The organism is Lentzea sp. NPDC092896 (assembly GCF_044754905.1).
Lineage (GTDB): Bacteria > Actinomycetota > Actinomycetes > Mycobacteriales > Pseudonocardiaceae > Lentzea.
Genome location: NZ_JBIVPX010000001.1, coordinates 2,436,872 through 2,449,596, shown reverse-complemented (window position 1 = coordinate 2,449,596; position 12,725 = coordinate 2,436,872). Strand labels below are relative to the sequence as shown.

Annotated in this window: 12 protein-coding genes; 5 read left to right on the top strand and 7 right to left on the bottom strand. The window is 70.3% G+C overall.

What is annotated here, in order from left to right:
* Window position 1: 1 nt before the first annotated feature.
* On the bottom strand, window positions 2–436 hold the full coding sequence (locus tag ACIQF0_RS10855) for a MarR family winged helix-turn-helix transcriptional regulator (RefSeq protein WP_401027260.1): 435 nt from the start codon (window positions 434–436) through the stop codon (window positions 2–4).
* 88 nt (window positions 437–524) lie between these two features.
* Here ACIQF0_RS10855 and ACIQF0_RS10850 point away from each other — a divergent pair, with 88 nt between their 5' ends.
* Entirely contained in the window at window positions 525–1,403 is an 879-nt protein-coding gene (locus ACIQF0_RS10850) for an NmrA/HSCARG family protein (protein ID WP_401027257.1), read from the top strand.
* Here the strand turns inward: ACIQF0_RS10850 and ACIQF0_RS10845 are convergent.
* Window positions 1,397–2,275, bottom strand: a complete 879-nt coding sequence (locus ACIQF0_RS10845; RefSeq protein ID WP_401027785.1) for a LysR family transcriptional regulator — start codon at window positions 2,273–2,275, stop codon at window positions 1,397–1,399. The two genes, ACIQF0_RS10850 and ACIQF0_RS10845, sit on opposite strands and share 7 nt — an antisense overlap.
* A 79-nt stretch (window positions 2,276–2,354) precedes the next feature.
* On the opposite strand from ACIQF0_RS10845, the gene ACIQF0_RS10840 reads away from it, so the two are divergent.
* A complete protein-coding gene (locus ACIQF0_RS10840; protein WP_401027254.1) occupies window positions 2,355–3,266 on the top strand; it encodes an NAD-dependent epimerase/dehydratase family protein in 912 nt (303 codons plus the stop codon).
* On the top strand, window positions 3,266–4,120 hold the full coding sequence (locus ACIQF0_RS10835) for an aldo/keto reductase (RefSeq protein ID WP_401027251.1): 855 nt from the start codon (window positions 3,266–3,268) through the stop codon (window positions 4,118–4,120). Before ACIQF0_RS10840 ends, ACIQF0_RS10835 begins: the two co-directional genes overlap by 1 nt.
* Window positions 4,121–4,137: 17 nt before the next feature.
* On the opposite strand, the gene ACIQF0_RS10830 is transcribed toward ACIQF0_RS10835, so the two are convergent.
* Both ACIQF0_RS10830 and ACIQF0_RS10825 read right to left on the bottom strand, forming a co-directional pair.
* On the bottom strand, window positions 4,138–4,800 hold the full coding sequence (locus tag ACIQF0_RS10830) for a TrkA family potassium uptake protein (RefSeq protein ID WP_360042898.1): 663 nt from the start codon (window positions 4,798–4,800) through the stop codon (window positions 4,138–4,140).
* Complete coding sequence (locus tag ACIQF0_RS10825; RefSeq protein ID WP_401027247.1) at window positions 4,790–6,118, bottom strand: TrkH family potassium uptake protein; 1,329 nt, start codon at window positions 6,116–6,118, stop codon at window positions 4,790–4,792. The genes ACIQF0_RS10830 and ACIQF0_RS10825 overlap by 11 nt, the downstream gene beginning before the upstream one ends.
* Window positions 6,119–6,192: 74 nt before the next feature.
* Here ACIQF0_RS10825 and ACIQF0_RS10820 point away from each other — a divergent pair, with 74 nt between their 5' ends.
* Window positions 6,193–6,660 carry a hypothetical protein gene (locus ACIQF0_RS10820; protein WP_401027244.1) on the top strand — a complete coding sequence of 156 codons (468 nt, stop codon included), beginning with the start codon at window positions 6,193–6,195 and terminating at the stop codon, window positions 6,658–6,660.
* On the opposite strand, the gene ACIQF0_RS10815 is transcribed toward ACIQF0_RS10820, so the two are convergent.
* Both ACIQF0_RS10815 and ACIQF0_RS10810 read right to left on the bottom strand, forming a co-directional pair.
* On the bottom strand, window positions 6,647–9,040 hold the full coding sequence (locus ACIQF0_RS10815) for a glycoside hydrolase family 32 protein (protein ID WP_401027241.1): 2,394 nt from the start codon (window positions 9,038–9,040) through the stop codon (window positions 6,647–6,649). The genes ACIQF0_RS10820 and ACIQF0_RS10815 overlap by 14 nt on opposite strands.
* Window positions 9,041–9,075: 35 nt before the next feature.
* A complete protein-coding gene (locus tag ACIQF0_RS10810; protein ID WP_401027238.1) occupies window positions 9,076–10,320 on the bottom strand; it encodes a multidrug effflux MFS transporter in 1,245 nt (414 codons plus the stop codon).
* Between the two features lie 55 nt (window positions 10,321–10,375).
* On the opposite strand from ACIQF0_RS10810, the gene ACIQF0_RS10805 reads away from it, so the two are divergent.
* Entirely contained in the window at window positions 10,376–10,828 is a 453-nt protein-coding gene (locus ACIQF0_RS10805) for a MarR family winged helix-turn-helix transcriptional regulator (protein WP_401027236.1), read from the top strand.
* Here the strand turns inward: ACIQF0_RS10805 and ACIQF0_RS10800 are convergent, their stop codons facing one another.
* On the bottom strand, window positions 10,829–12,658 hold the full coding sequence (locus ACIQF0_RS10800; RefSeq protein WP_401027234.1) for a glycoside hydrolase family 76 protein: 1,830 nt from the start codon (window positions 12,656–12,658) through the stop codon (window positions 10,829–10,831).
* Window positions 12,659–12,725: the final 67 nt, after the last annotated feature.

Sequence of the window (12,725 nt, the reverse complement as noted above, 5' to 3'; positions counted from 1 at the left end):
GTCAGACCGTGCGGGACACGGTCTGCGGGGCGTCGGAGGTGATGCGGGCGACGGAGTCCGCGAGCCGGCGCCGTTCGTCCGCCGACAGTGCGGCGGTGATGTCGGGCATGCGCGCGGCGACGTCGGCGTAGAGCGCGCCCACGACCTTCTCCCCCAGCGGAGTGGTGGTGAGGGTGATCGCCCGCCGATCGCGTTCGTGCGTTTCCCTGCGCACGAGCCCGAGGCGTTCGACGCGGTCCACGAGGCCGCTGAGGGCGTTCTTCGCCACGCCGAGCAGCTGCGCCAGTTCGCCCATGCCCTGCGGCCGGTCCTTGATCGCGCACAGCAGCGTCGCCTGGGCCGAGGTGAGGTCGTGGTCGGCGCAGATCTGCGCGTACCGGCGCTGCACCAGCACCGACAGCCAGACGAGGTCGTTCCCGAAGCCGTTCTCCGCCACCTGGGCAGCCTACCTTGCGGAAGTTCTCGACGTGAACTACTTTAGTTCGTGTCGCGAACTGTTCACATCAAGAACTAAGTGAGGAACCGTGAGCACACAGGCATCCGGCACCATCGCCGTCTTCGGCGGCACGGGCAAACAGGGTGGATCGGTCGTCGACGCGCTGCTCTCCCGCGGCGCGCAGGTCCGTGCCCTGGTCCGCGATCCCGGCTCGGACAGGGCGCGGGCGCTGGCCGGACGAGGGGTCGAACTCGCCCGAGTGGAGATCGGCGACGCCGCGTCGTTGTCGGCCGGACTCGAGGACGTGGACGCGTTCTTCTTCATGACCACGCCCGAAGGTCACACCCTCGCCGACATCGATGGCGAGACACGGCAAGGCATCGCGCTGGTAGACGCGGCGGTCACGGCGACCGTGCCGCACGTGGTGTTCAGCTCGGTCGGGGGCGCCGAACGCGACTCGGGCGTGCCGCACTTCGAGTCCAAGCGGCGCGTGGAGGAACACCTCCAGCGGTCCGGCCTGCGGGCGACGATCGTCCGTCCGGTCGCCTTCATGGACAACTTCGCGTTCATGGGACCGAACGTGGAGATCGGCGAGATCGTGCTGCGCTGGCCGTTGCCGGACCACATCCCGCTCCAGCTGGTCGCCGTGCGCGACATCGGGCAGATCAGCGCGTCGCTGTTGCTCGGAACCGCGCAGGCGCCCGGCGGCACTATCGAGATCGCCGGCGACTCACGCACCGGCGGCGAGATCGCCGCCGCGTTCGGCGAGCACCTCGGCCTGCCCGCGCGCTACGAAGGCCTGCCCCTGCAGGTGCTCGCGGACAACCCGGACTCGCAGGCGATGTTCCGCTGGTTCGCGGAGACGCCCGCCTACCAGGCCGACCTCGAGGCGGTGCGGACGATCGAGCCGAGCACGTGGGACCTGCCGACCTGGCTCCGCACCACCGGCTGGGCCCCGAATCACTGAGCCTGCGCGCGGAGCGCCTCGACGAGAGTCGTGACGCACGGCTGGTCTCGGCAGCTCAGCGTGGCGGCACCGATGTGGCGGATCGGCCCCGGCTCCGTGATGGCGACGACGCACAGGCCGGGGATCTCCGGGGCGAGCGCGATGGAGGGGATCAGCGAGATCCCCATGCCCGCGGCGACGAGTGAGCGGGCGAAGAAGTAGTCGGTGGTGGTGCCGCGGATGTCCGGGGCGAACCCGGCGCGCTCGGCGTAGCGGCGCAGGTAGGCCTCGGTCTTCAGACAGCCGAGCACCCACGGTTCGGCGGCCAGTTCGGCGAGGTCGAGCGAGTCCTGACCGGCGAGCTGATGCCCTTGGGGCAGAACGACGTGCAGCGGGTCTTCGAGGAGCGGGGTCCACTCCAGACCGGCGCCCGGACCCGTGGGGAGCGGGCCGTCGAAGTGGTAGGCGAGGGCGAGGTCCACGGCACCCTGGCGGACCAGCGGCAGCGCCTCCTCGGGTTCGCTCTCCCTGATGTGCACGACGGTGCCGGGGTGGACCGTCGTGAGCCGGGTGAGGGCGGCGGGCAGCAGGACCCTGCCGCCGCTGGTGAAGGTGGCGACGGTGATCTGTGTGCGGCCGGTGCGCAGCCGCGCGACCTCCCGCTGGGCGTGTTCGAGCTCGGCGGCCACGGACTCGGCGGCGCGGACCATGATCTCGCCGGCCCTGGTCAGGGTGACCCCGCGGGTGCTCCGGCTGACGACTTCCGTGCCAACGCTTCGTTCCAGTGCGGCCACCTGCTGGGAGACGGCCGACGGGGTGAGGCGGAGTGCGGCGGCCGCCTGGTTGAAGCTGCCGTGCTCCGCCACTGCTCGCAGAACGCGGAGCCGTTGCACGTCGATCAACAGTTTTCCTTAATGCCAGTACAGTAGGTCGGGACTTCTGCTGATGATCGCAGGACCTCACGATGAGGGCATGCACAAGGTCTGCGTCATCGGCGGAAGCCGGTACTTCGGAACGCTCCTGGTGGAGCGCCTGCACGTGGAAGGCCACCAGGTCACCGTGATCAACCGCGGTTCCACCACACCACCCGCCGGTGTGGAGCACCTCGTCGCCGACCGGAACGACGAGGCCGCGCTGACGGCGGCGCTCGGCGACCGCGCGTTCGACGTCGTGGTGGACCAGGTCTGCTACACCCCGGTGCAGGCCGCGATCGCCGCCCGCGCCTTCACCGGGCGGACCCGGCGCTACGTCATGACGTCCACGATCGAGGTCTACGACCCCGCGACCGCCGCGCTGACCGTGTCTCCCGGTACGCCGGTACCGGAGGACGTCGTGGACCCGTCCACCTGGCTGGTGGCCCTGGACCTGCCGTGGCACGACGACAGCTACCTGGAGGCGCACTACGCCGAGGGCAAGCGTCAGGCGGAGGCGGTGTTCACGCGCACCGGCGGCTTCGACTTCGTCAGCGTGCGCAGTGCGCACGTGCTCGGCGGCGGCGCCAAGGAGTTCACCGGCCGCCTCTCGCACTACGTGGAGCGCGTCCTGCGCGGCGGCGAGATCCTGGTGCACGCCACCGCGTTCCCCACCGTCTTCGTCCACTGGGAGGAGCTGGCGGACGTGCTGCGGTGGACGGCCACCGGCGACTTCACCGGCCCGGTCAACGCCTGTTCCGACGGCCCGCTCGACGTGCACGAGCTTCTCGCGGTCGTCGCCGCGCAGACCGGCCGGGAACCTGTCCGCCGAACGGTTCCGGCGGAGGCTTCACCGTTCTCGTTCGACCGCCACTACGCCATGAGCAACGCCCGCGCGAAGTCGCTGGGCCTGTTCGTCTCGCACACCCGTGACTGGCTGCCTGGTGCCGTCACCGAACTTCTGGGGAACTGATGCGCCACCGCTTCATCGCGACCAACGCCGTCAGCGCCATCGGTCTGGGCGCCATGCCGTTGTCGATCGAGCACCGTCCGGACAAGACACGGGCCATCGCCACGATCCACGCCGCCCTGAACGCCGGGGTCACGCTCATCGACACCGCCGACAGCTACCACTGGCACGCCGGCGAGGAAGGCCACAACGAACTGCTGATCGCCCGCGCCCTGGCCCGCCGCGGCGACGTTCTGGTGGCCACCAAGGGCGGCCGCGGCCGTCCCGGCGACGGCGGCTGGACCGTCACGGCCACCCCGGAGCACCTCAAGCGGGCCGCCGAGGCCTCTGCCCGACGTCTGAGGGTCGACGCGATCGGCCTGTACCAGCTGCACAAGCCGGATCCCGCCGTGCCGTGGGCCGAGTCGGTCGGGGCGCTGCGCGACCTGCTCGACGCCGGCACGATCCGCGCCGCCGGCATCTCCAACGTCACCACGGCCCAGGTCCTCGAAGCACGCGAGATCCTTGGTGACGGGCTCGCGTCCGTGCAGAACAGGTACTCCCCGGCCGTTCGCGACAGCGAGCCTGTTTTGGCGCTGTGCACCGAACTCGGCCTGGCGTTCCTGCCCTGGAGCCCGCTCGGCGGCATCTCCCGCAGCTCCCTCGACGGCCCCGGCCCTGCCTCGGCGGGCACCGCGTTCCACGACGTCGCGGCCGAACGGGGCACGAGCGCGCAGCAGATCGCCCTGGCGTGGCTGCTCGCGCGTTCTCCCGCCGTGATCCCGATTCCGGGAGCGAGCCGGCCGGCGTCCATCACCGCCTCCGCTCAGGCCGTGGACCTCACGCTGAGCGCGGACGAACTGGCCCGGCTCGGCTAGTGGTGCGGCTCACGCCACTAGGTGAGTTCCGCGAGCCGTTCCACCTCTGCCGTCCTGCCCGCCACGATGAGCACGTCGCCGGCGTGCACCATCGTCTCCGCGGTGGCGTAGGTGAAGCCCTCACCGGGACGCTTCACGCCGACCACGGTCACGCCGTACTTCCTGCGCAAACTGCTCTCACCCAGGGTGTGCCCGACGGCCTCCTTCGGCGCGCGGGTCTTGACGATCGCGTAGTCGTCCTCGAACTCGATGAAGTCGAGCATGCGGCCGGTGACGAGGTGGGCTACGCGTTCGCCCATCTCGTGCTCCGGCAGGACGACGTGGTGCGCGCCGATGCGTTGCAGGATCCGGCCGTGCTCGCGGCTGATCGCCTTGGCCCAGATCTTCGTGATGCCGAAGTCGGCCAGCACGGCGGTGGTCAGGATGCTCGCCTCCAGGTTCGTGCCGATGCCGACCACGGCGAGCTGGAACTCGTCCACGCCCAGCTGCCGCATCACCTCGGCGTCGGTGCTGTCGGCGACCACGGCGTGCGTGACGTCGTCGGCGAGGCGTTGGACCAGCTTGGGGTCCTGGTCGATCGCCATGACCTCGGTGCCGTGGCTGACCAGTTCGAGTGCCAGGGAGCTGCCGAACCGGCCGAGGCCGATCACGACCACCCGGTTGGCCTGCCTATCCGACAATGGGGCGCTCCTCGGGTAGTTCGTAGCGGCGCCCGCGTTCGCGCAGCGCCAGCGTGGACACCAGTGTGATCGGGCCGAGCCGGCCGATGAACATCAACGCCATGATCACCAGCTGGCCCACCACGGGCAGCTGCGCGGTGATGCCGGTGGACATGCCGACGCCGCCGAACGCCGACGCCGCCTCGAACAGCACGGAGTCGAGCCGGAACGACGTCGTGGCGAGCAGGACGAGCGTGGCGGTCATGACGGCGCCCACGCCCATCAACGCCACGGTGATGGCCTGGCGCTGCACGTCGTTGCCCAGCCGGCGGCCCATCACGTGCACGCTCGGCTCGGCCCGCACCTCGGCGAGCAGCACGAACGCCAGCAACGCGAACGTCGTCACCTTGATGCCGCCGGTGGTGCCCGCGCTGCCGCCGCCGATGAACATCAGCACGTCGTTGACCAGCAGCGTGGCGGGCTGGAGCTGGGAGACGTCCAGGGTGTTGAAGCCCGCCGTACCGGGTTGCGCGCCGTGGAAGACGCTGATCAGCAGCTTCTCCCAGACGTTGTACGGCCCCAGCGTGCCCGCGCGGGCCCACTCGACGACGAGCACCATCACCGCGCCGAACGCGATCAGCGACAGGTACACCGGCACGGTGATGCGGGTGTGCAGCGACCAGCGCTTGCGCTTCCGCCCGCGCAGCACCTCGAACAGCACCGGGAAGCCCAGCCCGCCGATCACGCCCACGGTCACGACCGTCAGCGACACCCACGGGTCGGTGGCGAACCGCATCAGGTTGTCCGGGTAGAGCGACAGGCCGACGCTGTTGAACGCCGACACCGAGTGGAACACGCCCGAGTAGAACGCCCGGCCGGGCTCGTAGCCGTGGCCGAGCCAGAACCGCAGACCCAGCACCACCGCGCCGATCGCCTCGACCACCAGGCTGATCACGACGACCCCCAGCGCGACCCGGCGGACGTGGCCGAGGTTCAGCGTGTTCGTCTCGGTCCGGACGGTGAGCTGCAACTGCAGGCCGATGCGGTTCGACACCATCATCGCCAGCAGCGACGCGAGCGTCATGATCCCGATGCCACCGATCTGGGCCAGCACCAGCAGCAGGACCTCGCCGAACGTCGACCAGTGCGTCCCGGTGTCGACCACCGCGAGACCGGTGCCGGTGAGGCCGGAGACCGCCGTGAAGAACGCCGTCATGAACGGGGTCGTCTTCCCCGGCTCTGCCGCCATCGGGAGCATGAACAGCGTCGTGCCGGCCGTGACCGCGGCCAGGAACGACAGCACGACGAGGCGGCCAGGGTGGCGCCGGCCATTGATCACCGGCGTAGCTTAACCGTCCTCACCGGACAAAACAGGCTCGCGTCGCGGGTAGGCGCACTGGCACGATCGCGACCGTGCAGCGCGTGGTGATCCTCGGCCGTGGCGGCGCGGGGAAGTCGACCCTCGCCCTCGCTCTGGGGGCGGCGACCGGACTCCCCGTCGTCGAGCTCGACCAGCACTTCTGGGGTCCTGGCCTCGAGGCGACTCCCCCGGACCGCTGGGCCGTCGTCCAGGGCGAACTCGCCGCGGCCGACCGGTGGATCATGGACGGCGACCTCGGCCCGTACGACGTGCTCGACGTCCGGCTGCGCAGAGCGGACGCCGTTCTGCTGCTCGACTACTCGTTCCCGCGCTGCGCCTGGCGAGCGCTGCGCCGCTCACGGGAGCGTGCCGACTTCTGGCTCTGGGTGTGGTCGTGGCGCCGCCGGCATCGCCCGCTCCTGATGGACGCGATCGCGACACACGCCCCAGACGCACAACTGCACGTGTTCCGGACTCCGAGGGCGACGGCACGCTTCGTGGCACCGACTACCCGGCGCTGAGCGCGAGCTGCCGCACCGACGCGGTACCGGCGTACACGTTGAGTCCCACCCGTCCCGCGCCGTAGGTCGTGTCGGCCGCGTCGATGACCGGCGACGTGCCGCGGTCGAGCCAGACCTGGATCCGTGAGCCGGTGGCCTGCACCTTCAGGTGGTAGGTGCGGCCCTGGACGATCGGCGTGGAGTAGGTCGCGATGTCACGGCCTGGACGCCACAACTTCACCGCACCGGACGCGTCGATGTTCGCCGTGTAGCCCGCGCCGTCGGCACCCGCGCGGAACGTCAGGCCCGCCGCCACCCCGTTCATGACGGACAGGTCGCCCTCGTAGACGAGGTCGGACGCGGTGCGGTCGCTGAGGTAGAAGGCGTCGCCAGAGGCGTTGGCGCGCAACGAGTCCGGCGTCGTGGTCCAGGTGCCGCCGACGGCCGCCCACGGTCCGGACGCGAACGCGGCGAAGCCGGACGGGCCGGTGTTCAGGTTCTGCACGGTCGCCGCGCCGCGATAGACGTTCGCGCCGAACCGCCCGGTGGCGTACGCGGTGTCGGTGGCGTCGATGATCGGCGAGGTGCCGTGGTTGAGCCAGACCTGGATGCGCGGTCCGGTCGTCCTCACCGTCAGGTGGTAGGTCTGGCCCTGCGCGATCGGCGTGGCGTAGGTCGCGATGTCACGGCCGGGCCGCCACAGCTTCACCACCCCGGCCGCGTCGATGTTCGCGGTGTAGCCGGCACCCTCGGGCGTGGCGCGGAAGGTGAGACCCGCTGCCTGCGCGGTGTCCAGGCGCAGGTCGCCCTGGTAGGTCGCGTCGCCGGCCGTGCTCGCGCTCAGGTAGAACGAGTCGCCGGTCGCCTGCGCCCGCTTGCCGCCGGCCACGTCGGTCCACGACCCCGCGGTGGCGTGCCAGGGTCCGGCGAGGTTGCTCTCCAAAGTGGACTGAGCGGTGCCCCAGCTCGTGCTGAGCCGGGTGAACTTCGCGTCCTTGAGCCGCACCTGGCCGCCGTTCGCGAACAGCCTGATGCCCTGACTGACGGCGGCGGAGTCGAAGTTCACGTTGTCCGCCACCGAGAACAGGCCGTCGCCGCCGAAGATCTCCAGCTGGCCGCGGTCGACGAGCAGCCGCACGCTGACCTCGTCGCCGGTGGGCTGGAAAGGCTTGCCGTACAACGTGCTGGCGGCCCGGTTGTAGGTGACCGTGCGGTCCGCGGTGCCGTCAGAACGGCTGTGCAGCGCGAAACCGAACTCCTGGGCCGTCGCGCCGCGCAGGTCGAACCGCGCGGTGATCTCGTAGGTGTCGGCGAGGATGCCGGAGAACGGGTTGTTGGTGGCGGTCACCGTGGTGTTGCGCCAGGTTCGGCTGTCGGCGCGCAGTGAGTCCAGTTCGGCCACCGGGGTCCTGGTGATCTTCGGGCCGTCCGGCGAAGCGACCAGGCCCAGTGCGACGGGGAAGGTCGCGTTGCCGGTCCAGGAGCCGCCCCTGTTGCCGCCCTGCCAGGCCATCTGCACCACGCGGCCGTCCGGCGTGTTGTCGAACGACTCGGCGGCGTAGAAGGTGCCACCGGCGTACGTGGTGCCCTGGTTCATCTTCTTGGGTTGTGGCCGGTCGGTGCGGAACGTCCTGCCGTCGAACGTGCCGACCACGTACTCGCTCGTCGCCGACGTGAGCACCCACTGCGGCTTGCCGTCGAGCGGCAGCACGAACAGGTCGGGGCACTCGAACAGCCAGTCCGCGGCGTAGCGGCTCGCGAACGTCCACTGCAGAAGGTTCGGCGAGGTGTAGACGTCCACACCGTTGCCGCCCCGGTTCGACCAGACGACCATGACCCACTGGCGGCGGTCGGCGTCCCACACCACGTTGGGGTCGCGGCTCTCCTCCGGGATCTCGATCTGCTTGCGCCCGCCGTCGTACGCCTGGAAGCTGCGGCCGTTGTCGTTGCTGTAGAAGACGCTGACGCCGTTGACGTTCGAGAAGACGACGATCGGATCGAGGGCGCCGGTCTTGAGGCCGGAGGTGTTGTTCTTGTCCACGATGCCGCCGCCGGAGAACAGCGTGCCGGGGTGCACGCCGGGTTCCAGCGCGATGGGTTTCTGGTTCCAGTGCACGAGATCCGGGCTCGTGGCGTGGCCCCAGTGCATGGTGTCCCACTCGAGACCGTGCGGGTTGTGCTGGTAGAAGAAGTGGTAGAGGCCGTTGGCGAACACCAGCCCGTTGGGGTCGTTCATCCAGCCCGACTGCGAGCTGAAGTGGAACTGGCCGCGGAACGGTTCCGCGTAGGTCGTCGGCGCGTACGGGAACTCCGCGTAGTCCGGTGTGGTGCCCGCCGAGGCGGGCCCGGCGGGGACGAGCAGGACGAAGGCGGTTGCCAGCACGACCAGCAGCGCACGCATGACGAGACCTCCGGGACAACGTTGTCAGCCGGTGGTCACCGTGGCGCACCACCGGCGGGCGTCACAACCGCCCTCTGGGTGAGAGCGTTCCCATCACTCTGCGTCTGCGGGGTGCGGGCGAGCAGCCGGTAGGCGGAGACAGCCAGAACGGCCAGCACCGCGATGGTGATCGCCATCGGCACCGCCGAGTGGCCGTCGCCCACGCTGACCAGCGGCGAGACGACCGCGGCGAGCGCGAACTGCGACGCTCCCAGCACGGCCGAGCCGGTGCCCGCGGCGCCCCGCACCGCGTCGAGGGCGAGTCCCGTCGCCGGTCCCGCGATGAAGCCCAGGGCCGGGACCAGGAAGAAGATCGGCACGACGAGCCAGCCGGCGTTGATCGGCAGGAGGGCCAGGAGCAGCAACGTCGCGGCGGCGGTGAGCAGCCAGGTCGTGCCGATGGCGAGGATCTGCCTCGGGGACCGGCGGAGCAGCAGCCGGGAGGCCACCGTGCTGCTGATGATCAGGCCGAGCGCGTTGAACGCGAACAGCGCGCCGTAGCCGACGGGGCTCAGCCCGATGACGACCTGGTAGAGGAAGGGCGAGGCCGAGATGTAGGCCATCAGCACGGCGAACGAGAGCACGAACGTCGCCGTCGCGGTGAGGTAGGCGCGCTTGCCGAGGCTGCGGAAGCCGCCGCCGTGCGCCGTGCCGCGGAGTTCCCGGGGATGGGTCTCGCGGACGAGCGCGGTCGATCCGGCGAGCATCGCGACGGCCAGACCGGCCAGCACGAACAGCACGCCCCGCCACCCGATGCCGTCGACCATCAGGCTGCCCAGCAGCGGCGCGACGACCGGCGCCACCCCGGTCACGGTCATCATGAGACTGAACGCCCGCGCGGCGGCACGTCCGGTCGTGAGGTCGGCGATGATCGCGCGGCCGATGACCATGCCCGCCGCGGCGCTCACGCCCTGGACGAGCCGCGCCACCAGCAGGATCGCGATCGTGGGCGCGACGGCGGCGAGCAGGCTCGCGGCCACGAACAGCGCCGACCCGATCAGCAGCGGTCCGCGCCTGCCCCACCTGTCGGAGACCGGGCCGAAGACGAGCTGGCCGGTCGCGAGCCCGAGCAGGAACATCGTGAGGGTGAGCTGGATCGCGGTGTCGCTGGTCCCCAGTTCGACGGCCATGCGCGGGAACGCCGGCAGGTAGAGGTCGATGCCGAACGGGGCGACGCTCGCCAGCAGGGCGAGGACCAGCAGCAACGGCACGGGGATGGCACTGCGTGACGGCGAGTTCACCACTTCTCCTGTCAGATGATAGCTATCAGATGACAGCAAAAGTAACATGGGTCGCGTGGATGAGGACGAGAAGGCCCGTTTGTTCGAGCTCGCCGACCTGATCGCCGCGGTCGGCCGTCAGATCCACGCCTCCAAGGAATCGCTGAACCGGGAGTCGTGGACACCGGGCGACATCGCCGTGATGCGCTACATCGACCGCAACCCCGGCACGTCGGCCCGCGCCGCCGCCGAGGCCACCCAGCAGATCTCCAGCAACTTCAGCCGGGCCCTGCGCGGCCTGGAGAACAAGGGCCTGGTGCACCGCGAACCCGACCCGCAGGACGCCCGGCGCGTCCGCCTCTACCCCACCGAACGCGCGCAGGAGAACCTGCGGCGGCTCAGCGACCTCTGGAGCGACCTGCTCGACGGCGTCGTCACCGACCGGGCCGAGGTGGACGCGACGATCGCGACGCTGCGGCACATCGAGACGAAGCTCGCCGAGAAGGCCCTCACCCGGCTCGACAGGTGATCAGGAGATCACCGCGTTCAGGCCGCTCGCCTGCGTGCGCCAGTCCACCTGGTTGGGCGTGCCGCCGGCCCAGCGCTGGCCGATCCGGTTCAGCGCGTCGCGGTCGTTCGCCCAGACCGAGTCCGACTGCTGACGCGCGAACCGTTGGTAGGCGGCGGAGTTCGTGGCCTTGAAGAGGTCGTTCAGGTAGCGCACGAAGATGCCCTTGAACTGCTTCTGGTTGTCGTCGCAGGAGCTCGAGCCGACGTCGCAGGACTCGGTGAGCACACCGTTTCGAGTGAGCACCGGGCTGGCGATCGCCGAGTCCGCCAGGCGTTTCGCGGTGTCGAGGTACCGGGTGTCGCCGGTCGCGCGCCACACCTCGACGAAACCGCCGACGCCCAGTCCCTGGTTGTAGGTCCACACCGTCTGGCCGTTGTTGCGGCAGTCGCCGGTCAGTCCGTCGTTGACCAGGCCGGACGAGCCGATCAGGCCGCTGTTGAGGTACCAGTCCGCGGCGGTGCGGGCGCGCTGGAGCCACAGCGAGTCGCCGGGCGTGCGGCGGTGGATCGACGCGGTCAGCCGCAGGTACTGGCCGTTCGTCACGGCGTTCTTGTAGGTGCGTTCGCGGTCCCACCAGGCCCCGCCGCCGCACGTACGGGTGTCCCAGTACTGGTGCACGTAGTTCGCGATGGTGGTCGCCATCGCGAGGTAGCGCTGGTCGCCGGTGTGGTCGTAGGCGGCCACCCAGGCGAGGCCCCACCAGGCGCTGTCGTCGATCGACCGGCTGATGAAGTTGCCCTCGATCGGGTCGCTGCTGCGCTGTCCCGCCGCGAACGGGCCGCGGTTCACGTCGAACGTCCGCGCGATCACCCAGTCGTAGTCCCGGATTCCGGAGTCCATCACCGCGGTCAGCGTTGTGGCCGAGTTCCACCAGCTCGTCGGCCACCAGGCCGTGGACGGGTTGTAGGAGTACAGGAGTGCATCGGCGGCGGCGCGCGGCCTCGTGGGGACGGGTCGTGCCCACGCCGTGCAGCTGCCTTCCTGGTGCGCTGCTTCCCTGCCGCACGCGCGAATGGCACCGCCGTAGTGGCGGCCACGCGGGTCTCGGGTGGCGAACATGGTCGTGCGCACCGAGTTCGCCCCGGCAGGAGTCGCGGTACGGCCCAGCGACGACCCACCGGGCCAGCTCACGCCGCTGTCCCAGGAGCGGTCGAGCCAGACCTCGTCGCCCGGTCCGCCCGCCTCGATGCTCGCCCACGCCATCGCGTTCGCGTCCGTGTGCAGCCGGATGACCCGGCCGTACAGCGTGGTCGAGGGCACCGGTTGCAGGTCGCCGTTGGCCTGGCTCGCGCTCGTCCGGTCGCACAGCACGTCGCACACGGTCGGATAGATCCACTCGGTGCAGGTCACGGCGGCTGCGTCACCACACGCGCGGATCAGGCCGCGCCGGTGGCTGACGGGGTCGGTCACGTTGTACATCAACGTTCTCGTGCCAGTCCACGAGCCGGGAACGCTCGCCCTGCCCAGCAGCCCCTCCCAGCTCGCACCGCCGTCCCACGACCTGTCCAGCCACACCGAGTCGCCGGCGACACCGTTGTCGATGCTCCCCCACGCCATGCCGTCGCGGTCGGAGACGTGCAGCACGAGCCGCCTGCCGTTGATCTGCTTCTCCGGCACGGGGAAGATCTCCTGCGCGGCCTTGGAAGGATCAAGGGTGTCGCACGAGAGCACGCACACCACCGCGGCCGCGACCATCGGCGGGGTGCTGGGCGGCGGTCCGCTGGGTGGTCCGCTCGGCGGTGCGGAGGGAACGAGCGCCACCAGGAACGCCACCAGGAAGTTCAGCACACCGACCACACCCTTGTGTCCGTGGGAACGCTCTCATGGTCTGGGGTGCGGCACTTCCCGGTCAACG